Here is a 23191-nt window from a genome sequence, read left to right as displayed (position 1 = left end):
GTGGTTCGCCGAGCGCCTCCTCGCCGTCCTCAGCGGCCAGCGCCCGGTGCACTGGATGCTCGGCCACACGATCGGCGAGGCCTACGACCAGCTGGCCGAGCTCGCTCCGGGCGCCCCTCTCGGCGCGGGGAGCAGGCGCCCCGTCGTACGCACCTGCCACGGCACCCAGCCGGCCACCGGCGTCGTCGAGGCCTTCGCCAGCATCGCGACGGGAGAACAGGTGCGCGCCATGGCCTTCCGCCTGGAACAGGGCCCCGACCTCCGCTGGCGCTGCGCCGCGGTGGACCTCGGAGGCGAACGCCTCTCCGCCGTCGGATGACCCGCACCGGAACACGCCGGCCCGGCGACTGACGCCGCAACGGGCCGCCGCGGGACGCCACGACCCGCCCCCGACGCCCTGCGAGGCCGGGCAGCCACCGCGGGCCCACCGGGGCCGCCACGTGTCCGCGCGGGGCTCCACGGGGCCTTGACGGCCCGCCACGGACCCCGCACCCCTCACCGGCCCCGCAAGAGAAACGGGCCTGGGCCGGACACCACGTGGTGTCCGGCCCAGGCCCTTGGAACGATGAGCGCTACTTCTTGCGGCGACGCCCGCCGCCGCCACCGCTCTTCTGCGCCTTGCGGCGCTCCGCACGCGTCAGGCCGTCGCCCTCGGACCGGTCACTGTCTCCGTTGGAGAAGTCGCCCTCGACGATGCCGCCCTCCCCGTCCACCGTGGGAGCGGAGAAGTGCAGCCGGTCCGGACGCTGCGGGGCGTCCAGGCCCTTGGCCCGGATCTCCGGACGCGCGGTGGCCGCCACAGGAGCGTCCTGCTTCGAGAGCGAGGTCCGCTCCGCCGCATCCTGCACCGGAACCTCCTCGACCTGCTGCTCGACCTGGACCTCCAGGTTGAACAGGTAGCCGACGGACTCCTCCTTGATGCCCTCCATCATGGCGTTGAACATGTCGAAGCCCTCGCGCTGGTACTCGACCAGCGGGTCCTTCTGCGCCATGGCCCGCAGGCCGATGCCCTCCTGGAGATAGTCCATCTCGTAGAGGTGCTCACGCCACTTGCGGTCCAGGACGGACAGGACCACGCGCCGCTCCAGCTCGCGCATGATGTCCGAGCCGAGCGACTTCTCGCGCTCCTCGTACTGCTCGTGGATGTCGTCCTTGACCGACTCGGCGATGAAGTCGGCGGTGACCCCGGCCAGGTCACCCGCGGCGTCCTCGAGCTCGGCTACCGAGACCTTCACCGGGTAGAGCTGCTTGAAAGCACCCCACAGCCGGTCCAGGTCCCACTCCTCGGCGAAGCCCTCGGCGGTCTCCTGCCGGATGTAGTCGTCGATCGTGTCGTCCATGAAGTGACGGATCTGGTCCTGCAGGTCCTCGCCCTCCAGGACACGACGACGCTCGCCGTAGATGACCTCGCGCTGCCGGTTGAGCACCTCGTCGTACTTCAGGACGTTCTTACGCGTCTCGAAGTTCTGCTGCTCGACCTGCGACTGCGCGGAGGCGATCGCGCGGGTCACCATCTTGTTCTCGATCGGCACGTCGTCGGGAACGTTCGCCATCGACATGACGCGCTCGACCATCTGCGCCTTGAACAGCCGCATCAGGTCATCGCCCAGCGAGAGGTAGAACCGGGACTCGCCCGGGTCGCCCTGACGGCCGGAACGACCGCGCAGCTGGTTGTCGATGCGCCGCGACTCGTGCCGCTCGGTGCCCAGGACGTAGAGCCCGCCGAGCTCCTTGACCTCGTCGTGCTCGGCCTTGACGGCCTGCTCGGCCTTCTCCAGCGCGGCGGGCAGCGCCGCGGCCCACTCCTCGACGTGCTCGACGGGGTCGAGGCCACGCTGGCGCAGCTCCGCCTCCGCGAGGTCGTCGGGGTTGCCGCCGAGCTTGATGTCGGTGCCTCGTCCGGCCATGTTCGTGGCGACGGTGACGGCACCCTTACGGCCCGCCTGGGCGATGATCGGCGCTTCCCTGTCGTGCTGCTTGGCGTTCAGCACCTCGTGCTGGACACCCCGCTTGGAGAGCTGCTGCGAGAGGTACTCGGACTTCTCGACCGAGGTGGTGCCGACCAGGATCGGCTGCCCCTTCTCGTGCTTCTCGGCGATGTCGTCGACGACCGCCGCGAACTTCGCGACCTCGGTGCGGTAGATCAGGTCCGACTGGTCGGCACGGACCATCGGGCGGTTCGTCGGGATCGGCACGACGCCCAGCTTGTAGATCTGGTGGAACTCGGCGGCCTCGGTCATCGCCGTACCGGTCATGCCCGAGAGCTTGCCGTACAGGCGGAAGAAGTTCTGGAGGGTGATCGTGGCGAGGGTCTGGTTCTCGTCCTTGATGTCCACCCCTTCCTTCGCCTCGATGGCCTGGTGCATGCCCTCGTTGTAACGGCGGCCGGCGAGGATACGTCCGGTGTGCTCGTCGACGATCATGACTTCGCCGTCGATGACGACGTAGTCCTTGTCCTTCTTGAAGAGTTCCTTGGCCTTGATGGCGTTGTTGAGGTACCCGACGAGCGGCGTGTTCACCGACTCGTAGAGGTTGTCGATCCCGAGCCAGTCCTCGACCTTCGAGACACCGGGCTCATGGATGGCCACGGTCCGCTTCTTCTCGTCGACCTCGTAGTCGCCGGTCTCCTCGATGCCCTTCAGCGGGTTGCCCGCCTCACCCCTGGTGAGACGCGTGACCAGCTTGGCGAAGTCCCCGTACCACTTGGTGGCCTGGTCGGCCGGGCCGGAGATGATCAGCGGCGTACGGGCCTCGTCGACGAGGATCGAGTCGACCTCGTCGACGATCGCGAAGTTGTGGCCGCGCTGGACGAGCTCGTCCTGGGACCACGCCATGTTGTCGCGGAGGTAGTCGAAGCCGAACTCGTTGTTCGTGCCGTACGTGATGTCGCAGGCGTACTGCTCACGGCGCTGCGCCGGGGTCATGTTGGCGATGATGCAGCCGACATCGAGACCGAGGAACTTGTGGACCCGGCCCATCATCTCGGAGTCACGCTCGGCCAGGTAGTCGTTGACCGTGATCAGGTGCACTCCCTTGCCGGAGAGCGCGTTGAGATAAGCGGGCAGGGTGCCGACGAGGGTCTTGCCCTCACCGGTCTTCATCTCGGCCACGTAGCCGAGGTGCAGGGCGGCTCCGCCCATCATCTGAACGTCGTAGTGGCGCTGTCCGAGGACGCGCTTGGCGGCCTCACGGACGGTCGCGAATGCTTCGGGAAGCAGGTCGTCCAGGCTCTCGCCGTCCGCGTACCGTTCCTTGTACTCGTCGGTGAGCGCCCGCAGCTCGGCGTCGGAGAGGTTGACGAAGTCCTCTTCGATGGAGCTGACCTGGTCCGCGATGCGGTGCAGTTTGCGCAGGATCTTGCCTTCGCCTGCACGCATGAGCTTGTTGAAGACGGACACTGAGGCTGGTCTCCTTGCCGGTCGGGCCTGGCACTGGGTCGTGTAATGGACTCTGGCGCGGGCACGGCAGGTCGGCCCCACCGCAACGGCCATCGTAAGCGAGGACCCCGCCGCGCCGGGAGGGCTGCCACAGCGTTGCCCCCGCTGCACCCTTCCAGGACAACGGCCCAGAGGTACGGAAGGTGCCGGGAAGCCCCAAAAGTGCTCGCTTCCCGGGCGCCGGAACACCACAATCCCCGCATGGAACCGATCACCCTCACCACGGAACGCCTGGCCCTGCGGCCCTTCGGGCCCCAGGACGCGGACGGGGCGTACACCGCCTGCCAGGATCCGGACATCCAGCGGTGGACGGTCGTTCCCTCCCCGTACACCCGCGCCGACGCGGAGCTCTTCACCGGAAAACTCTCCCCGGCCGGCTGGCAGGAGGACTCGGCGTACAACTTCGCCGTGGTGCTGCGGGACGACGGACAGCTCGTCGGCGCCCTCGGCCTCAGCCGGCTGAGCCACCCGGGAACGTACGAGGTGGGCTACTGGACGGCCCGGGAGCACCGCGGCCTCGGCTTCACGACGGAAGCGGTCCTCGGCGGAGCCCACTGGGCCTTCACCGTCCTCGCAGCGGACCGCCTCGAATGGCGGGCCGAGGTCGGCAACGAACCGTCCCGGGCGGTCGCCCGGCGTGCGGGCTTCCGCATGGAGGGCGAACAGCGGTCCGCGCTGGTCAACAAGGGGATACGGCGCGACACATGGACCGGGTCACTGATCCCGGCAGATGTGGGACTGCCCGGCACCCAGCCGTACCTGCCGGCCCGTTCCTGAACCGCTCCAGCTCCGCGGTGGGAGCAGTCCCGAAGACCCGGGCGGGATGTCAGTGCGGCCCTCTAGGGTTCGATGCATGACGTCTGCGCCGCCTCCCGTCCTCGAACTCTCCGCCGACCAGGCGCGCCGGATCGCCCTGCGTGCCCAAGGCTTCCTGGGGGCTCCCGACCGCAGGGGCGGAGTGCCCGGGGTTCTGCGTCACCTCGGGGCCGTCCAGCTCGACACGATCTCGGTCCTGGCCCGCTCGCACGAGCTCGTGCCCTACGCGCGTCTCGGCGCCGTCGGCCGGCGCACGGTCGACGACGCGTACTGGTCGGGTGGCCGCTCGTTCGAGTACTGGTCGCACGCCGCATGCATCCTGCCGGTCGAGGAATGGCCGCACTTCGCGTTCCGCCGCCGCGCCTACCGCGCACGCCCCCACTGGAACCACGACCTGCCCGACGGGGCGTACGACACGGTGATCAAGCAGCTGCGTGCCGAGGGCCCGCTGACGGCGACCGAGCTCGGCGGCGCGAAGAACGGCGGGGAGTGGTGGGACTGGTCGGCTTCGAAGGTCGCCGTCGAACGGGCCCTGATGTACGGCGAGGTGGTGTGCACCCAGCGGCGCAGCTGGAAGCGCGTCTACGACCTGGCCGAGCGCGCGATTCCGGAGGCCCTGCTCCACGACGACCTGGACGACACCGAGTGCCTGCGCCGGCTGGTGGCCCTGGCGGGCCGTTCCCTGGGGGTCGGAACCCGGGCGGACATCGCCGACTACCACCGGCTCAAGGCCGAGCAGTTCGACGCCGTGGTGGCGAACTCGGGGCTGGTCCCGGTGTCGGTGCGGGGCTGGGCCAAGCCGGCTTGGGCAGCCCCGGAGGCACTGGCCTCCGAGCCCCGCGGACGGCACCGTACGACGCTTCTGTCGCCGTTCGACTCACTGATCTGGGAGCGGGCACGCACCGAGCGGATCTTCGGCTTCGCCCATCGTCTGGAGGCCTACGTGCCCAGGCCCAAGCGGATCCACGGCTACTTCGCGATGCCCCTGCTGGCAGGCGGCAGCCTGCGGGGCAGGGTCGACCCGGCACGCGAGGGCACCACACTGGTCGCCCGCCAGGTGTCGCTGGAGAGCAGGAAGACCGTGCCGCCCATGGCCGAGGCGCTCGTCGAAGCCGCTTCCTGGGTCGGCTGCACGGATGTCCGGCTGGAGCGGGTCGACGCCCCGGAACTGCGGGAGCCGCTCATGGCGGAAATCGCCCGCATTCTTGCGTGAGGTCCACGGGCGGCGGCCGGGCGCCGAGCGCTATCTGATCTCGAGGATCTTCTCCCGCATGGCATAGACCACTGCTTCCATCCGGGAGTGCAGCTGGAGCTTTTCCAGAATATTGCGGACGTGGTTCTTCACGGTGTTCTCGGAAATGAACAATTCCTTGGCGATATCGCGGTTGTTCATCCCCGTCGCCACGAGCTTGAGAACTTCGAGCTCCCGCTCCGTGAGCCGCGGCGCCGGGACCAGCCGGCGCTCGTCGGTGCGCTGAATCATCGACTTGAACTCGGTGAGCAGTTTGGAAGCCATCGACGGGCTGATCTGGGACTGCCCGTCCGCCACCGCGCGAATGGCCGTGGCCACCTCGTCGGTGGAGATCTCCTTGAGGAGATAGCCGGTGGCACCCGCCTTGATCGCCTCGTAGAGGTCGGCTTCCTCATCGCTGATCGTCAGCATGATGATCTTTGCACTGGGTGCCACCTCCTTGATGGAGGTGCATGCCTCGATGCCGCCGCGCTTGGGCATCCGTACGTCCATCAGCACGATGTCGGGCAGCAGGTCCGCGGCCTTGTCGACCGCCTCCGCGCCGTCACCCGCCTCGCCCACGACCTGGATGTCCTCCTCCTGAGCGAGGACGATCTCCAGACCTCTGCGGAACAGCGCATGGTCATCGACCACAAGAACCCGGATGGGTTCCTTGCGGGAACTGCCGTCGTCCGCACCGGCATCCGCACCGGCTGCGTCGTCGCCGGCGTTCGTATCACGCACGGGCCCGAAGGTGTCCGCCATCGTTCCTCCCCCTGAAGGCCACGGCCTGAGGTCACAGGCTGCCCGCCAACGGCACTTCGCAGAACACCGATTGGCTTTGGGAGGCCATGATTTCATGCCCGGGCGCCGGTGCGGTGATCCTGTCGTCGCACGCGGGTGCCCCCGGGGGCGCGCAAGCGCTTCCGGGGGCACCACGAAAGGGATGGCGTCAGCCGCCGAGCGCACCGCCCGCGCCGCCCGCTTCGTCAGAGGCGAGCGGGTCGGTCCTCAGATGAATGACACCGTAGTCGTAGGCGTGCCGTCGGTAGACGACACTGGGCTCCTTGGTCTCGGCGTCGACGAACAGGTAGAAGTCGTGCCCGACCAGCTCCATCTCGTAGAGCGCCTGGTCGAGCGTCATCGGTGCTGCGACGTGCGTCTTCTCGCGCACCACGAGCGGTCCCTCGCCCTGAACCTCGAGCGAACCGATCCTGGTGGTGGGCACGGCCGACGGCGTCTCCTCGGGGATCAGCTCGCCGTCCCCGTTGAACGATGCGGCGCCCGGCACGACCTCACCCACCTCGGATGCGGACAAGCGGCCGTTGCCTCGCCGGCTGTAGCGCTTGTCGTGCTCCTTGCGCAGTCGCGCGTCCAGCTTGTCGGTGGCCAGGTCCAGCGCAGCGTACGGGTCGCCGGCCGCAGCTTCCGCCCGGATGACCGGCCCGCGCGAGCGGAGCGTGATCTCCACCCGTGCCGCACGGTCGGCCTGACGGGGATTCGGCTCCTTGGACACCTCGACGTCGAGACTGATCACCTTGCCGTCGAACTTCTGGATCTTGTCCAGCTTCAGCTTCTCGGCCACGTGCTTGCGGAACCGCTCGGGCACCTCGGTCTTGCGGCCCTTGACGACGATGTCCACGCAGAACTCCGTTCCCGGATCGCTCCGCTTCAACGGCGGAGCATCTCCCTTTTGCACCAGGCCCCGGTGATCGCCGGAGCCTCGGACTCGGTGACTTCCACCTCCTCCTCCCCCGTCGGCGGGGTCTCCACCCCACCGAACTTCCGTGCTTCTGGCCTACCGGTGAGTTGTCTGCCCGAAACCTGGTGGTGCATTCATCGAGGTACGGCATTCACCGTTCCTCACAACCGAACATAGCCTGCCCACCACCGTGTCGGCACCCGCTACTCGCGCGTACCTCCGATCAGGGCCCTTTACCCACTCACTACCTGCAACGATGCAATTCTTCTGTCAGTTCCGGTTTAATTCGAAAGCAGACGGAGAAGCTGAGACAACCGCAGCCCGCAGGACGGGCGCAGCACCATGTCCGTCGCCTCCCGCCGCACGGACAGCGCGTGCCGCCTCCGTGAGGGACGCCCCCGTCGTGAGCAGGTCGTCCACGAGCACCACCCGACCACCCTGGAGCAGCCGCCGCCCACCGGCCACGACCTCCAGCGCACCTGCCAGATTCACCTGCCGCGCCCGGGCCCCGAGGCCCGCCTGGTCCGCCACCGCACGCCGCTGCCGCAGCACCGCGGCCACCCGTGCCGCAGTCCCCCCGCGCCGCAGCTCCGCCGCGGCGGCCAGTGCGATCCGCCGCCCGGGATCGTGACCGCGCACAGCCGTCGCCCGCCGCGCCGACGGTACGGGCACCAGCAGCAGGGGTCCCACTTCACCCGACTGCCCCGCCCCGGCCCTCACAGCGCCTGCCAGGGCCCCGCCGAGCGCCCTTGCGAGCCCGAGTGCCCCTCGCTCCTTGTGGGCCAGCAGCATCGCGCGTACCGCGTTCTCGTACGGCGCCGCGGCATGCACCACCGGGAGTCCCGCAGGCTCGGGATCGGGCCTCACACGCCGCGGGCCTGCGGCCAACGCCGCGGCACACTGCTCGCACAGCTCCGTGCGCGGCCTGCCGCAGCCACCGCAGGCCGCCGGAAGGACCAGCCCGGCGATCTCCCGCCACCATCCCCGCACGGCCCCACTGTGCCCGGGCCGCGAACACCCGGCCAGCCCTGTGGACAACGCCTGTGGACAACTCGGACAGGGCGCGGCCGGGAATCCGCCCGGCCCACGTGGTCAGCCCGGGTAGACCAGCGAGGACCCGTCCTTGAGGACCGTCTGCCAGTTGTCGCCGGGCGACAGCTTCACTATTCCGTCGACCTCGGTGTCCGCCATCAGCGGCAACTGCTCGTCGTCGGCGGCCGCGATCGCCGTCACCTGGTTCACACCGGGCAGGACACCGGAGGCCGACGTCGAACCGTCAGCCTGCACATAGCGGACCTGCTGGACACCGCCCTCCTCCCTGCCGACCACCACGAGGCGGCTGCGGCCCGACCAGGAAACGGCAGTCACATCGGCCAGCTGGGGCGCCGCCTGGCGCAGGTCCTGCACCGAGACCTGCTCGGCCTCCCCGGACCCGGTCCGCTCGACCCGCCCGATCTGCAGCGTCGTATGCCCGTCCTTGAACACCCTGAGGGCGATCCGAACCCCGTCGGCCGACATCCGCAGCGCTTCGATCCTCCCGCCGTCCAGGCCGGGCACCTCGACCTCCTGCGGTGCGCCCTCTCCGTCCGTCAGCCGCAGCAGTCTGGGGCCGGCCGGATCACGGTCGGCAACCCACAGATCGCCCCGGCCGTCCCAGCTCGGCGCGGACAGCCGGTCCTCGGCCTTCTTGGCCCGGCTGCTCACGACGGGCTCGGCCGGTTCGCTATCCGCGACGAGGGACGACACGTAGAGATCCTGCTGATCGGCCGAGACAGCGGCAGCCTGCTGTTCGTCCCGGGCCACGCCGACGGCGCTCATCGCCACCGTCCCGGCACCGAACGGACCGATCACCGGCTCCGGGTCACCGCTGCCCTTGTTGGCCCCGGGGAGGTGCTGCACATGCCCCTTGTCGTCCACGAAGTACTGGCTGTCGGGGGGACCGGAGGAGTCGTCCGAAGCGAACTCGTCGGCCTCGTCCGCCCCGAGGGAGCACAGCGGGCCCCGCCCGCCCTGGAGCTCGACCTGACCGACCCGCGCGGACGTCAGGTCCCTCAAGGTGAAGAGCACCTGGGCCGCCATCATCCGGCAGGCACCCTGGCCGACCTTGTCGGCCTTCTTGTTGAGCGGCACCTTCAGGACGTTCTGGTCGTCGGGCGCGAGCGAAGTGACCCCGCGCTTCAGTGCCGTACCGGTGGGGAAGCGGGAATCGACGACCGGCCTCAACCAGTTGGACGGCCCCTCGAGCAGCGTCCGGACGGTCTGGGTCGCCGTGTCCATCCGCGTGACCGGATCCGTCCGGTTCCTCACGTAGACGGGGTCGGCGACCAGTGCGGAGTCGCCGTCCGCCCGCCCGGCGGCGAAGTAGTACTTGTTCACGGACCGGTAGAGCCGCTTGAAGTCGGACTGCCCGAGCACCAGACCGTCCGGCACGATGTCGATGCGCCACTCCTGCTTGCCGTCCGCCCCCTTCTGGCGCACCAGGTGCAGCATCTGGGAGTAGTCCGTCGGCGCGAGCGGCCGGTAGGAACTCTGCGCGTCAACGGCTGCCACCTGCGTGCCCGTGAGGGTGTAGGTGGTCTCCGCGCTCCTGCGCTCCTTGTCGTGGAGCGAGGGACCGTTCCGGTTGGGTGCCTTGGCGAGCACCGTGGTGCCGTAGCTGGGCTTCCAGGTGCGGGCCGCCTCCTCGGTCAGGTACTTGCGGGTCGTCCTGAAATCGGGGTCGTCGCTCGTCATCGACTCCAGGAAGCCGTCGACGACCTCGAGGGGCGCTGCGCCCTCCCTCGGCGGCACGGCGTACACCTGCACCTGGGAATCACCCGGCTGCGAGGCATCGACCGCCTTGACGTCACCGGTGACCGGCATCGCTCCGCACGCGGACAGGACCACGATGCCGCAGCCCAGCAGCGCGGAAACCCGCACCGCACGTCCATGCCCACCCCGGCGGCGGTCAGTTTCCACGAGTCGTGTCCTCCTGGTCCGGATCCTTAGTCTCCTGGCCGCCCCCGCCCGGCCGCTCGCCGGCCGGACGCGACACCACGCGTGCACCACTGCCCGGCAGGGCCGCCGGATGCACCGAAACGGGAGCCGGACGCGGCGCCACCGGGGCGCGCGCCGTCACGGGCAGCCGCGACCGCGCAGTGGACCCGGTCTGGTTCGGTACGGACATCAACCGGTGGTCGGCCGCCGGCGGGGCCGCATCGGCCCGTTCGCGGTTCTCCCGGTTGCGACGCGAGTCCTCCGGCTCCAGCGGTATCGGCGACCCGCGCAGCGGCTCGTCCGCGGTGCGGGGCAGGGTGAGGCGGAACTGCGAACCGCCACCGGGCTCGCCCCATGCCTGCAGCCAGCCGCCGTGCAGCCGTGCGTCCTCGACGGCGATCGAAAGGCCCAGTCCGGTCCCTCCGGTCGTCCGGGCACGGGCCGGATCGGCCCGCCAGAAGCGATTGAAGACCCGGGTCGCCTCGCCCGGCTTGAGCCCCACCCCGTAGTCCCGGACGGCCACGGCCACGGCACCCTGGGCAACCCCCATGCGCACCACGACGTCCCGGCCCTCGCCGTGCTCGACGGCGTTGACGACAAGGTTGCGCAGAACCCGTTCGACACGGCGCGCATCCGCCTCGGCCACCACCGGCTGCTCGTCGCCGATGACCCTGATGCGGCTGCCCTTGCGCTCGGCCAGCGGCTCGGCGCCGCCGATCACGCGCCGTACGACCGCACGCAGATCTATCGGTTCGGCTTCCAGAGCCGCGGCACCCGCGTCGAACCTGCTGATCTCCAGCAGGTCGGACAGGAGCGACTCGAAACGGTCGAGCTGGTCACCCAGCAGCTCCGCGGAACGCGCGGTCACCGGATCGAAGTCGACACGCGCGTCGTGAATGACGTCGGCCGCCATCCGCACGGTGGTCAACGGGGTCCGCAGCTCATGACTCACGTCCGAGACGAAACGCCGCTGCATCCTGGAGAGCTCCTCCAGCTGCTGGATCTTCAGCTGCAGGTTCTGCGCCATCTTGTTGAAGGCCTCACCGAGCCGGGCGATGTCGTCCTCGCCGGTGACCTTCATCCGTTCCTGGAGCCGGCCGGCGGAGAGCCGCTCGGCGATCCCCGCGGCCATGCGCACAGGGGTGACGACCTGGCGTACGACGAACCAGGCGATGCCCCCCAGCAGCACGACCACGAACAGACCCGCGGTGGCCAGAGTCGTCGTGACCAGCGTCAGCGACTTCTCCTCCTGCGTGAGCGGGAAGAGGTAGTACAGCTCGTACGGATTGTGGTCGATGTCGTAGAGCCGCTTGCCCACGACGAGTCCGGGCTGCGGATCCTTGCCGTACGAGTAGCGGATCAGGGAATACGTCTGGAACGCCCCGGGCCCCTTGCCCACGGCCTCGCGCAGACTCTGCGGCACGCTGGACGCCTCCACGCTGCCCGAGCCGCGCGGTGCCCGGCTGGTCGCGCTCTGCGCAGGGGAATCGGCACTGAGCGCCACCACGTTGAAGGCGTTCGTGCCACCGCTGGCGAGCTGATCGACCAGCTCGGTACGCCATGAGGTGTTGGCTGTCATGCCGTCGGCGCCCTCGTCGCCCTGACCACCCGGGACGAGCGGCGCGTTCGCGTTCGCCTGGGCGGCCGCGAACCCGCCGGCCGCCTGTGTCTGCGCCGCCTTGCCCTTCGCGTCGAGCAGGCCGTTGCGGACCTGCCCGATCACGACGAAGCCCAGCAGCAGCACCACGGCGATCGACATCAGCAGGGTGCCGGCGACGACCCGCAACTGCAGGTTGCGCCGCCACAGCCGCACGGCGGGCAGCAGCGGACGCCGGATCCACCGCATCAGGAGACGCAGCACGGGACCACCGGGCGTCCGGTCCTGGAACAACCGGCCGCCCTGCCTGAACCGGCTGTACCGGGATGACCTCCGTGCCGGACCGGCAGCCCGCTCCGTACGGACTCCCGGCCCCCCGGGTTTCGGAGCAGCACTGCCCAGGGTCATGTCAGCTCGGTCCGGCCTTGTAACCGACACCGCGGACGGTCACAACGATCTCCGGACGCTCCGGGTCCTTCTCGACCTTGGAGCGCAGCCGCTGGACATGCACATTCACCAGACGGGTGTCGGCGGCGTGGCGGTAGCCCCACACCTGCTCGAGCAGTACCTCGCGGGTGAAGACCTGCCACGGCTTGCGGGCGAGCGCGACCAGCAGGTCGAACTCCAGCGGGGTGAGGGCGATCGACTGCCCCTCCCGCTTCACCGAGTGACCGGCCACGTCGATGACCAGGTCCCCGATCGCCAGCTGCTCCGGCGCGGGCTCTTCGGACCTCCGCAAACGTGCCCTGATCCGGGCCACCAACTCCTTCGGTTTGAACGGCTTGACGATGTAGTCGTCGGCCCCGGATTCCAGGCCCACCACCACATCGACCGTGTCGCTCTTGGCAGTGAGCATGACGATCGGCACACCCGACTCGGCCCTGATCAGCCGACAGACCTCGATGCCGTCCCGTCCGGGCAGCATGAGGTCCAGCAGCACCAGGTCCGGCTTGGCCTCACGAAATGCAGCCAGTGCCTTGTCGCCGTCCGCTACGAACGACGGTTCGAAACCTTCTCCCCGCAGCACAATGCCGAGCATCTCGGCCAGTGCGGTGTCGTCGTCGACGACAAGGACGCGTCCCTTCATAAACGACATCATCCCATTAGCTAATCGTTACCTGCGATGACCTGGCACACAGCTCTGCCAGTCCGACCCCCGTTACCGGGGAAATAATGCCCTCCTCCGTGACGATCGCCGTGACCAGTTCGGGCGGCGTGATGTCGAATGCGGGGTTGTACGCCTTGGTTCCCGGGGGTGCCACCGACTGCCCGCCCCCCTCACCCTCGGCCGAGACATTGCGTCGCGATGTGAGCTCCGTCACTTCTACCGCAGAACGCTGCTCGACAACTATGGATGTGCCGTCTGCGGTGTCCAGATCGACCGTCGTGGTCGGCGCCACGACGATGAACGGCACATGGTGGTACTTGGCAAGCACCGCCAACGGATAACTCCCCACCTTGTTGGCCACCGAGCCGTCCGCGGCAATGCGGTCCGCCCCGATGAGTACGGCATCCACCTCCCCCGCGGCAAACAGCGAACCCGCCGCGTTGTCGGTGAGCAAGCTGTACGGCATGCCGTTGCGTGCCGCTTCGAACGCCGTCAGCCTGGCTCCCTGGAGCAGCGGACGGGTCTCGTCCACCCACAGCCGCCGCAGGCTACCCGCCCGGTGTGCCCCCAGAGCCACCGCGAAGGCCGTGCCCTCGCCCCCCGACACGAGCGCCCCCGTGTTGCAGTGGGTCAGCAGCCGATGACCACCGTCGGGCAGGAGCTCCGCCAGCAGCTCCAGGCCGTACTGCGCCATACGCCTGCTGGCGGCCGCGTCCTGCCGGTGCAGGGCCCGCGCCTCCGCCAGGGCGGCCCCGGCGGCCTCCTGGGGACCGGCACCGTTCCCGACAGCCGTCCCGTGCACCCGGGCCACACGCCGCGCCCCGTACCCGAGATTGACCGCGGTGGGCCGCGCCGCCTCCAGCAGCTCCGCGGCCCGCACCACGTCGTCACCCCGGGCAGCGGCCAGTGCCACGCCATAGCCACCGGCAATGCCCAGCAGGGGCGCACCGCGCACCGCCAGCGTCCGGATCGCCCGGACCAGCTCGGGCACATCGGCGCACACCAGCTCGACCTCCTCCGACGGCAGCCGGGTCTGGTCGAGGAGGACCACCGCGGGACCTTCCGGTGGCTCGTCCCAACGGAGTACGGAGAGGGCCGGAGGCTCGATGCCCGCCGGCGATTGCGCGTCCTGATCAGCCATCTGCCCAGTCTGCCCGCTGAGCCGCCCGCACACGAAGGCGAGAAGGAGATACAGCGCCCGGCCCGCACCGGAGCAACGCGTGGCACGATGGCTGCCAACCTGCCGCCCCGATGAGCGGTCAGGACCGTGAAGGAGCGACAATGAACGACTCTCCGGGCTGGGCTACGCCCGGATCTGCACCCTCCGACGGCCAGGAGGCGGGCATCCCCCGGCCTTCTTCGCCCGTCGACGGAAGCGGCCCCGGCGGACAGTGGTCCCCTGCACAGCCGCCTCCGGGGCAGTGGTCCCCACCGAGCGCTCCCGGCAGCGGTCCGGGCACACCCCCGCCCGCCCCGGGCTGGGGCGGCACGCCCCCGCAGGCTCCTGGCCCCGGATGGGGCGGTCAGCCCATGGCGGCGAAGCCCGGCGTCATCCCTCTCCGCCCCCTGGGCGTCGGAGAGATCCTCGACGGCGCCGTGTCCACCATGCGTGCCAACTGGCGCACCGTGCTGGGCATCAGCCTCACCGTCTCCGTGATCTCCGAGATCGCCGTCATCCTCCTGCAGCGCTACGTCCTGCCGGAACCGAAGTCGGTCGACTCGAACGCCGTCGGGGCCGAGGCCATCCGCCAGGCCGCCGACTCGGCGCAGTCGAGCCTGCTCACCAGCGCACCGGCCACGCTCATCTCGATGATCGCCACGCTCTTCATCACCTCGGTGCTCACCGTGGTGATCAGCCGCTCCGTGCTCGGCCGCAAGGCGACGCTCTCCGACGCCTGGGCCGAGGCCCGGCCCCGGCTCCTTCCGCTCCTCGGGCTGACGCTGCTGATGAGTCTGATGAGCGCCGCCGTGATGACGGTGGGACTGCTTCCCGGCATGCTGCTGGGTGGCGGCGCCGGGATCGCCCTCGCCTTCGTCGGCTTCGTCGCCGCCTGCGTCGTCGTCGTGTGGCTGATGGTCCGCTTCTCGCTCGCCCCACCGGCGCTGATGCTGGAGCGGCAGTCCGTCCTGACCTCGCTGCGCCGTTCGGCGAAGCTGGTCAGGGGCACCTGGTGGCGGACGTTCGGCATTCTCGCTCTCACGTACCTGCTGGTCATGGTCGTCGCCCTCATCATCGTGATCCCGTTCGGCATCATCGCCGTGACCGTGGACAGCGACGGCCTGAGCGAGTTCCTCAACAGCAGCTCCACCGATTTCGGCTGGCCCTTCCTCATCATCACGGGCATCGGTGAAGTGATCATCTCGACGCTCACCTACCCGTTCACCGCAGGAGTGATCGCCCTCCTCTACGTCGACCAGCGCATCCGCCGCGAAGCGCTCGACCTCGACCTCGCCCGGGCCGCGGGCGTTCCCGGCTACGACACTCCCAGGAGCTGATGCGGTGACGGGGGCGGGGGGCACCACAGCAGCACAGAGGCTCATCCGGGCGGGCGAGGACATACCCGTGGACATCCCACGCGTCCCCGCCCGCGAAGCGGCACAGGACGAACTGTCCGACCCGATGTACCACGAACACGATCCGAACCTTCTCCAGCGCGCACTCGACCGCTTCTGGGAGTGGGTCGGCGACCTCTTCGACGGCGCCACCGGATCCGCGCCGGGCGGCCCGCTCGGGCTCGTCGTCATCGCCCTCGTGGTCATCGCCCTGGGAGCGGCCCTCTGGTGGCGGCTCGGCACACCCCGGCGCACCGTCCGTCCGTCGGACGCCCTGTTCGGCAGCAGCGCCCGCAGCGCGGCAGAGCACCGCACCTCAGCCGAGGCGCACGCGGAGGCCCACCGCTGGACCGAAGCCGTCCAGGAACGCATGCGAGCAGTCGTCCGCTCCCTGGAGGACCGGGCCGTACTCGACCCGCGACCGGGCCGCACCGCCGACGAGGCAGCCGCCGACGCGGGCAGGCTCCTGCCCGCCCACGCCACCCGGCTCCGTACCGCCGCCCGGGTCTTCGACGACGTCACATACGGGGGCCGTACGGCGGACCGGGCCGCGTACCTGAACGTGTGCGCCCTCGACCAGGACCTCGAGGACACCAAACCCCTGCTGACCGCTCCCGCGACACCAGGGGCAGCCGGATGACCGAGACCACCACCATCGCCACCACCTCCGCCTCCCGCACACCGCACCAGATCTGGCTCCGGGTCCGAGGCCTGCTCCTCGCCCTCCTCATTCTCGTCGTCGCGGGGATCACCTTCGCCGCACTCCGCTCCGGCGACCAGCACGGCCGCCTCGATCCCCGCTCCGCGGACCCGTACGGCAGCCGGGCGGTCGCCGAACTCCTCAAGGACCGTGGTGTCTCCGTCAGCGTCGTCACCACGCTCGACGAGGCCACCGGCGCAGCAGGACCCGACACCACCCTCCTCGTCGCCGGCCCCAACGTGCTGACCACGTACCAGCAGCACCGGCTCCGGACGGCGACCGGTGACGCCGCGGGCCGCACCGTCCTCGTCGCCCCCGGCCCACCGTCCGTTGCCCGGCTCGCCCCCGGAGTACGGGCGGTTGCCGCAAGCCGGGTGACCCCACGCCCGCCGGACTGCGAACTCCCGGCCGCACGCACGTCCGGAACAGCCGACACGGGAGGCATCCGCTACACGACGGACGCCGACGGAGCCACCGCCTGCTACCCGGACGACGGGCTCCCCACCCTTCTGCTCCTCCCTGACAGGGGGACCGGCGACACCGTCCTGCTCGGCTCCCCCGACATCCTCCACAACGACCGTCTCGACCAGGAGGGCAACGCCTCCCTCGCTCTCCAACTCCTCGGCTCCCGACCGCATCTCGTCTGGTACCTCCCCTCGCTCACTGATCCCTCCGCCTCCGAAGGCCATACGGGCGACGGCGCTGACGGCGGAAGCGAGGACGGCGAGACCGAGTCGGCCGGCGAGAGCGGGTTCATCGACCTCATCCCCTCCGGCTGGCTCTGGGGAACGCTCCAACTGGCCGTCGCCGCCGTCCTCGCGGCCGTCTGGCGTGCTCGGCGACTGGGCCCCCTGGTCACCGAACGGCTGCCCGTGGCCATCAGGGCCTCCGAGTCCACCGAGGGCAGGGCCCGCCTCTACCGCAAGGCGAACGCCCGCGACCGGGCCGCCGACGCCCTGCGCTCCGCCACCCGCAACCGCATCGCTCCACTCCTCGGGGTGTCCTCCCGCGACACCGACTCCCCCGAGGTCCTCCTGCCTGCCGTCTCCGCGCGTCTCACCACCACGGACAGCGATCTCCGCACCCTGCTCTTCGGGCCGGCCCCGGCCGACGACACCGCACTTGTTCTTCTGACCGCCCAACTCGACGCCCTCGAAAGAGAGGTACGCACTTCATGAGCGCCCCGACCCCGGAGCCCGACGAGCCTGCGGCACCCGCAGGGACCCTTGTGGCCCCCGTGATTTCCGACAGCGCCCGCGCATCCCTGGAAGCTCTGCGTTCCGAGATCGCCAAGGCCGTGGTCGGCCAGGACCCCGCCGTCACCGGACTCGTGGTCGCGCTGCTCTGCCGAGGCCATGTCCTGCTCGAAGGCGTCCCCGGAGTCGCCAAGACCCTCCTGGTGCGCGCCCTCGCCGCCTCTCTCGAACTGGACACCAAACGCGTACAGTTCACGCCCGACCTCATGCCGAGTGATGTCACGGGCTCACTCGTCTACGACGCCCGCACCGCCGAATTCTCCTTCCAGCCCGGCCCCGTGTTCACCAATCTCCTGCTCGCCGACGAGATCAACCGCACCCCTCCCAAGACACAGTCCTCCCTTCTGGAGGCCATGGAGGAACGCCAGGTCACCGTCGACGGCACCCCTCGTGCGCTGCCCGACCCCTTCCTCGTCGCGGCCACCCAGAACCCCGTCGAATACGAGGGCACCTACCCTTTGCCCGAAGCCCAGTTGGACCGGTTCCTCCTGAAGCTGACCGTGCCCCTGCCGTCACGTGACGACGAGATCAGCGTCCTGACGCGTCATGCCGACGGGTTCAATCCGCGCGACCTCAAGGCAGCAGGCATACGACCCGTCGCCGGCCCCGCAGATCTGGAAGCCGCCCGCTCCGCCGTCGCCAAGACCACGGTCTCCCCCGAGATCGCCGCCTACGTCGTGGATATCTGCCGTGCCACTCGTGAATCCCCCTCGCTCACCCTCGGGGCCTCCCCCCGAGGAGCCACCGCGCTGCTCTCCACAGCGCGCGCCTGGGCCTGGCTCACCGGCCGGGACTACGTCATCCCTGACGATGTGAAAGCCCTGGCCCTCCCCACACTCCGTCACCGCATCCAGCTGCGGCCGGAAGCGGAAATGGAAGGAGTCACCGCCGACTCCGTCATCACCGCTGTCCTCGCCCACGTCCCCGTCCCCCGATGAGGCGGTGACCATGGCCCTCACCGGACGAACCGCATTGCTGGCCGCCTTGGGGTCACTCCCCGTAGGCATCCTTGCCCCAAGTTGGACAGGCATGCTCGCGGTCAACGCCCCTCTCTCCTTGGCAATTCTGTGCGACTACGCCCTGGCCGCGCCAGTGCGTACGCTCCAGTTCACCCGATCCGGTGATACATCCGTTCGACTCGGTGACAAGGCAGAAGTACAACTCACCGTAACCAATCCCTCGCGTCGCCGACTTCGCGCGCACCTCCGCGACGCCTGGCCTCCGAGCGCCTGGAGTACCGAAGCCGAACAGTCTTCATCCCGGCACGCGTTCACCGTTCCCGCCGGTGAGCGGCGTCGTCTGACCACGTTCCTCCGCCCATCCCGTCGTGGCGACCGCCGGGCAGAGCGCGTCACGATCCGCTCCTTCGGGCCGCTGGGACTGGCAGCACGACAAGGGAATCACCACGTCCCGTGGACGGTCCGGGTCCTGCCTCCCTTCACCAGCCGACGGCACCTGCCTTCGCGGCTCGCCAGGCTCCGCGAACTCGACGGCCGCACCAGCGTGCTCACCCGGGGTCAGGGCACCGAGTTCGACAGCCTGCGCGCATACGTGCCGGGAGACGACACCCGGTCCATCGACTGGCGGGCCACCGCACGCCAGTCCGCTGTCGCCGTGCGCACCTGGCGCCCCGAGCGCGACCGCCACATCCTGATCGTCCTCGACACCGGTCGCACATCAGCCGGACGCGTGGGCGATGTACCCCGTCTCGATGCGGCCATGGACGCGACGCTGCTCCTCACTGCCCTGGCCACACGTGCGGGCGACCGAGTGAACCTCCTCGCCTACGACCGGCGGATCCGCGCCCAGGTCGTGGGCAGGGCAGCCGGCGGCGACGTCCTGTCGGCGATCGTCAACGCCATGGTTCCGCTGGAACCCGAGCTCGTGGAGACGGACGCCCGTGGCATGAGCACAGCCGCGCTCGCGAGTGCCCCTCGGCGCTCCCTGATCGTCCTGCTGACGAGCCTGGACTCCGCGCCCATCGAGGAAGGCCTGCTCCCGGTGCTCCCTCAGCTCACCCAGCGGCACACGGTCCTGGTAGCCGCCGTCGCGGATCCCCGTATCGAAGCGATGACTCGCGCCAGGGGCACAGTGGACGCGGTGTACGACGCCGCAGCCGGCACCCGTACTCAGGCTCAGCGCCGCAGGACGGCGGATCAGCTTCGCCGTCATGGCGTCGTGGTCGTCGATGCCACTCCGGATGCGCTCGCACCGGCGCTGGCTGACGCCTACCTCGCGCTCAAGGCCGGCGGCCGGCTTTAGCGCAGTGCCCGTGCGGTACTGCGGCCCGTAAAGGGTCGCGAACGGGCTCTGAACGCAGAAAAGCCCCGTGCCACAAGGGCACGGGGCTTTCCCGGAATAATTGTTCGGCGGCGTCCTACTCTCCCACAGGGTCCCCCCTGCAGTACCATCGGCGCTGAAAGGCTTAGCTTCCGGGTTCGGAATGTAACCGGGCGTTTCCCTAACGCAATGACCACCGAAACACTATGAAATTAACCAACACCGGATGAAAACACGGCCGTTCGTTATTTCAGAACTAACACAGTGGACGCGAGCAACTGAGGACAAGCCCTCGGCCTATTAGTACCAGTCAGCTCCACCCGTTACCGGGCTTCCACATCTGGCCTATCAACCCAGTCGTCTACTGGGAGCCTTAACCACTCAAGGTGGTGGGAATACTCATCTCGAAGCAGGCTTCCCGCTTAGATGCTTTCAGCGGTTATCCTTTCCGAACGTAGCCAACCAGCCATGCCCTTGGCAGGACAACTGGCACACCAGAGGTTCGTCCGTCCCGGTCCTCTCGTACTAGGGACAGCCCTTCTCAATATTCCTACGCGCACAGCGGATAGGGACCGAACTGTCTCACGACGTTCTAAACCCAGCTCGCGTACCGCTTTAATGGGCGAACAGCCCAACCCTTGGGACCGACTCCAGCCCCAGGATGCGACGAGCCGACATCGAGGTGCCAAACCATCCCGTCGATATGGACTCTTGGGGAAGATCAGCCTGTTATCCCCGGGGTACCTTTTATCCGTTGAGCGACAGCGCTTCCACAAGCCACTGCCGGATCACTAGTCCCGACTTTCGTCCCTGCTCGACCCGTCGGTCTCACAGTCAAGCTCCCTTGTGCACTTACACTCAACACCTGATTGCCAACCAGGCTGAGGGAACCTTTGGGCGCCTCCGTTACTCTTTAGGAGGCAACCGCCCCAGTTAAACTACCCATCAGACACTGTCCCTGATCCGGATCACGGACCTAGGTTAGACATCCAGCACGACCAGAGTGGTATTTCAACGACGACTCCACAACCACTGGCGTGGCCGCTTCAAAGTCTCCCACCTATCCTACACAAGCCGAACCGAACACCAATATCAAACTATAGTAAAGGTCCCGGGGTCTTTCCGTCCTGCTGCGCGAAACGAGCATCTTTACTCGTAGTGCAATTTCACCGGGCCTATGGTTGAGACAGTCGAGAAGTCGTTACGCCATTCGTGCAGGTCGGAACTTACCCGACAAGGAATTTCGCTACCTTAGGATGGTTATAGTTACCACCGCCGTTTACTGGCGCTTAAGTTCTCAGCTTCGCACACCCGAAAGTGCACTAACCGGTCCCCTTAACGTTCCAGCACCGGGCAGGCGTCAGTCCGTATACATCGCCTTACGGCTTCGCACGGACCTGTGTTTTTAGTAAACAGTCGCTTCTCGCTGGTCTCTGCGGCCACCCCCAGCTCAGGAAGCAAGTTCCCTCACCAGTGATGGCCCCCCTTCTCCCGAAGTTACGGGGGCATTTTGCCGAGTTCCTTAACCATAGTTCACCCGAACGCCTCGGTATTCTCTACCTGACTACCTGAGTCGGTTTAGGGTACGGGCCGCCATGAAACTCGCTAGAGGCTTTTCTCGACAGCATAGGATCATCCACTTCACCACAATCGGCTCGGCATCAGGTCTCAGCCTTAATGTGTGACGGATTTACCTGCCACACGGCCTACACCCTTACCCCGGGACTACCACCGCCCGGGCTGGACTACCTTCCTGCGTCACCCCATCGCTTACCTAATACAAGTCTGGTTCATCGGCTCCACCACTACCCTCAACTCCGAAGAGATCGGGCCGGCTTCACGGACTTAGCATCGCCTGATTCAGTATTGGGCGTTTCAAAGCGGGTACCGGAATATCAACCGGTTGTCCATCGACTACGCCTGTCGGCCTCGCCTTAGGTCCCGACTTACCCTGGGCAGATCAGCTTGACCCAGGAACCCTTAGTCAATCGGCGCACACGTTTCTCACGTGTGTATCGCTACTCATGCCTGCATTCTCACTCGTGAACCGTCCACAACTCGCTTCCGCGGCTGCTTCACCCGGCACACGACGCTCCCCTACCCATCCCAGCCCCCGTTGGGGGTATGTGCTGGAATGACACGACTTCGGCGGTACGCTTGAGCCCCGCTACATTGTCGGCGCGGAATCACTTGACCAGTGAGCTATTACGCACTCTTTCAAGGGTGGCTGCTTCTAAGCCAACCTCCTGGTTGTCTCTGCGACTCCACATCCTTTCCCACTTAGCGTACGCTTAGGGGCCTTAGTCGATGCTCTGGGCTGTTTCCCTCTCGACCATGGAGCTTATCCCCCACAGTCTCACTGCCGTGCTCTCACTTACCGGCATTCGGAGTTTGGCTAAGGTCAGTAACCCGGTAGGGCCCATCGCCTATCCAGTGCTCTACCTCCGGCAAGAAACACACGACGCTGCACCTAAATGCATTTCGGGGAGAACCAGCTATCACGGAGTTTGATTGGCCTTTCACCCCTAACCACAGGTCATCCCCCAGGTTTTCAACCCTGGTGGGTTCGGTCCTCCACGAAGTCTTACCTCCGCTTCAACCTGCCCATGGCTAGATCACTCCGCTTCGGGTCTTGAGCGCGCTACTAAATCGCCCTATTCGGACTCGCTTTCGCTACGGCTTCCCCACACGGGTTAACCTCGCAACACACCGCAAACTCGCAGGCTCATTCTTCAAAAGGCACGCAGTCACGACTGCATGTGCAAGCACATACAGCGACGCTCCCACGGCTTGTAGGCACACGGTTTCAGGTACTATTTCACTCCGCTCCCGCGGTACTTTTCACCATTCCCTCACGGTACTATCCGCTATCGGTCACCAGGGAATATTTAGGCTTAGCGGGTGGTCCCGCCAGATTCACACGGGATTTCTCGGGCCCCGTGCTACTTGGGTGTCTCTTAAACGAGCCGTTGATGTTTCAGCTACGGGGGTCTTACCCTCTACGCCGGACCTTTCGCATGTCCTTCGCCTACACCAACGGTTTCTGACTCGTCTCACAGTCGGCAGACCATGAAAAAGAGATCCCACAACCCCGCATGCGCAACCCCTGCCGGGTATCACACGCATACGGTTTGGCCTCATCCAGTTTCGCTCGCCACTACTCCCGGAATCACGGTTGTTTTCTCTTCCTGCGGGTACTGAGATGTTTCACTTCCCCGCGTTCCCTCCACACTGCCTATGTGTTCAGCAGTGGGTGACAGCCCATGACGACTGCCGGGTTTCCCCATTCGGAAACCCCCGGATCAAAGCTTGGTTGACAGCTCCCCGGGGACTATCGTGGCCTCCCACGTCCTTCATCGGTTCCTGGTGCCAAGGCATCCACCGTGCGCCCTTAAAAACTTGGCCACAGATGCTCGCGTCCACTGTGCAGTTCTCAAACAACGACCAGCCACCCATCACCCCGTTCCGAAGAACGAGTGCACTGGGGCCGGCAACCGAAGGCAGCCTTACGGCCATACCTTCAGATACCCAACAG

General features: G+C 67.8%; 16 protein-coding genes and 2 rRNA genes. 8 read left to right on the top strand and 10 right to left on the bottom strand.

What is annotated here, in order from left to right; all coding sequences use genetic code 11:
• The first annotated feature begins 55 nt into the window (after positions 1-55).
• Complete coding sequence (locus OG844_RS31105) at positions 56-319, top strand: Rv3235 family protein (protein ID WP_406394751.1); 264 nt, start codon at positions 56-58, stop codon at positions 317-319.
• Between the two features lie 253 nt (positions 320-572).
• Here OG844_RS31105 and secA read toward each other — a convergent pair whose 3' ends face one another.
• Positions 573-3398, bottom strand: a complete 2826-nt coding sequence (gene secA / locus OG844_RS31100) for a preprotein translocase subunit SecA (protein ID WP_406394750.1) — start codon at positions 3396-3398, stop codon at positions 573-575.
• Positions 3399-3638: 240 nt separating this feature from the next.
• Between secA and OG844_RS31095 the strand changes: the two genes are divergently transcribed.
• Positions 3639-4214, top strand: a complete 576-nt coding sequence (locus OG844_RS31095; RefSeq protein ID WP_406394749.1) for a GNAT family N-acetyltransferase — start codon at positions 3639-3641, stop codon at positions 4212-4214.
• Positions 4215-4290: 76 nt separating this feature from the next.
• Positions 4291-5466, top strand: coding sequence for a winged helix-turn-helix domain-containing protein (locus OG844_RS31090; protein WP_406394748.1), 1176 nt, complete (start codon positions 4291-4293; stop codon positions 5464-5466).
• Positions 5467-5496: 30 nt separating this feature from the next.
• Here OG844_RS31090 and OG844_RS31085 read toward each other — a convergent pair whose 3' ends face one another.
• From OG844_RS31085 to mtnA, 7 genes are all read right to left on the bottom strand, one after another.
• Positions 5497-6249: a response regulator gene (locus OG844_RS31085; RefSeq protein ID WP_406394747.1), complete on the bottom strand. Its 753-nt coding sequence runs from the start codon at positions 6247-6249 to the stop codon at positions 5497-5499.
• 187 nt (positions 6250-6436) lie between these two features.
• Complete coding sequence (hpf, locus tag OG844_RS31080; RefSeq protein WP_406394745.1) at positions 6437-7126, bottom strand: ribosome hibernation-promoting factor, HPF/YfiA family; 690 nt, start codon at positions 7124-7126, stop codon at positions 6437-6439.
• Between the two features lie 330 nt (positions 7127-7456).
• The gene (locus OG844_RS31075; protein ID WP_406394743.1) at positions 7457-8176 is read right to left on the bottom strand and encodes a ComF family protein; all 720 of its coding nucleotides are present in this window, start codon (positions 8174-8176) and stop codon (positions 7457-7459) included.
• Positions 8177-8278: 102 nt separating this feature from the next.
• Positions 8279-10105, bottom strand: coding sequence for an LpqB family beta-propeller domain-containing protein (locus OG844_RS31070; protein WP_406394741.1), 1827 nt, complete (start codon positions 10103-10105; stop codon positions 8279-8281).
• A 28-nt stretch (positions 10106-10133) separates the two neighbouring features.
• The gene (gene mtrB, locus OG844_RS31065; protein WP_406394740.1) at positions 10134-12167 is read right to left on the bottom strand and encodes an MtrAB system histidine kinase MtrB; all 2034 of its coding nucleotides are present in this window, start codon (positions 12165-12167) and stop codon (positions 10134-10136) included.
• A gap of 1 nt (position 12168) precedes the next feature.
• Positions 12169-12858, bottom strand: coding sequence for a two-component system response regulator MtrA (gene mtrA, locus OG844_RS31060; RefSeq protein WP_187281934.1), 690 nt, complete (start codon positions 12856-12858; stop codon positions 12169-12171).
• A 4-nt stretch (positions 12859-12862) separates the two neighbouring features.
• Positions 12863-14008 (bottom strand): S-methyl-5-thioribose-1-phosphate isomerase, encoded by a 1146-nt coding sequence (gene mtnA, locus OG844_RS31055; RefSeq protein ID WP_406394738.1) that lies wholly within the window; start codon positions 14006-14008, stop codon positions 12863-12865.
• A gap of 140 nt (positions 14009-14148) precedes the next feature.
• Between mtnA and OG844_RS31050 the strand changes: the two genes are divergently transcribed.
• The 5 genes from OG844_RS31050 to OG844_RS31030 are packed head-to-tail and all read left to right on the top strand — an operon-like array spanning position 14149 to position 19638.
• Positions 14149-15363, top strand: a complete 1215-nt coding sequence (locus OG844_RS31050; protein ID WP_406394736.1) for a glycerophosphoryl diester phosphodiesterase membrane domain-containing protein — start codon at positions 14149-14151, stop codon at positions 15361-15363.
• Between the two features lie 4 nt (positions 15364-15367).
• Entirely contained in the window at positions 15368-16060 is a 693-nt protein-coding gene (locus OG844_RS31045) for a DUF4129 domain-containing protein (protein ID WP_406394735.1), read from the top strand.
• On the top strand, positions 16057-17298 hold the full coding sequence (locus OG844_RS31040; RefSeq protein ID WP_406394734.1) for a DUF4350 domain-containing protein: 1242 nt from the start codon (positions 16057-16059) through the stop codon (positions 17296-17298). The genes OG844_RS31045 and OG844_RS31040 overlap by 4 nt, the downstream gene beginning before the upstream one ends.
• Positions 17295-18314: an AAA family ATPase gene (locus OG844_RS31035; RefSeq protein ID WP_406394732.1), complete on the top strand. Its 1020-nt coding sequence runs from the start codon at positions 17295-17297 to the stop codon at positions 18312-18314. The genes OG844_RS31040 and OG844_RS31035 overlap by 4 nt, the downstream gene beginning before the upstream one ends.
• A 10-nt stretch (positions 18315-18324) precedes the next feature.
• Positions 18325-19638 carry a DUF58 domain-containing protein gene (locus tag OG844_RS31030; protein WP_406394731.1) on the top strand — a complete coding sequence of 438 codons (1314 nt, stop codon included), beginning with the start codon at positions 18325-18327 and terminating at the stop codon, positions 19636-19638.
• 102 nt (positions 19639-19740) lie between these two features.
• Here the strand turns inward: OG844_RS31030 and rrf are convergent.
• Both rrf and OG844_RS31020 read right to left on the bottom strand, forming a co-directional pair.
• Positions 19741-19857: ribosomal RNA gene (rrf, locus tag OG844_RS31025) — 5S ribosomal RNA — on the bottom strand.
• 79 nt (positions 19858-19936) lie between these two features.
• Positions 19937-23061, bottom strand: a 23S ribosomal RNA gene (locus OG844_RS31020).
• Positions 23062-23191: the final 130 nt, after the last annotated feature.

The organism is Streptomyces sp. NBC_00887 (assembly GCF_045207585.1).
Note: the sequence above shows the minus strand (reverse complement) of the source record. Positions and strands in the feature narration are given on the sequence as shown.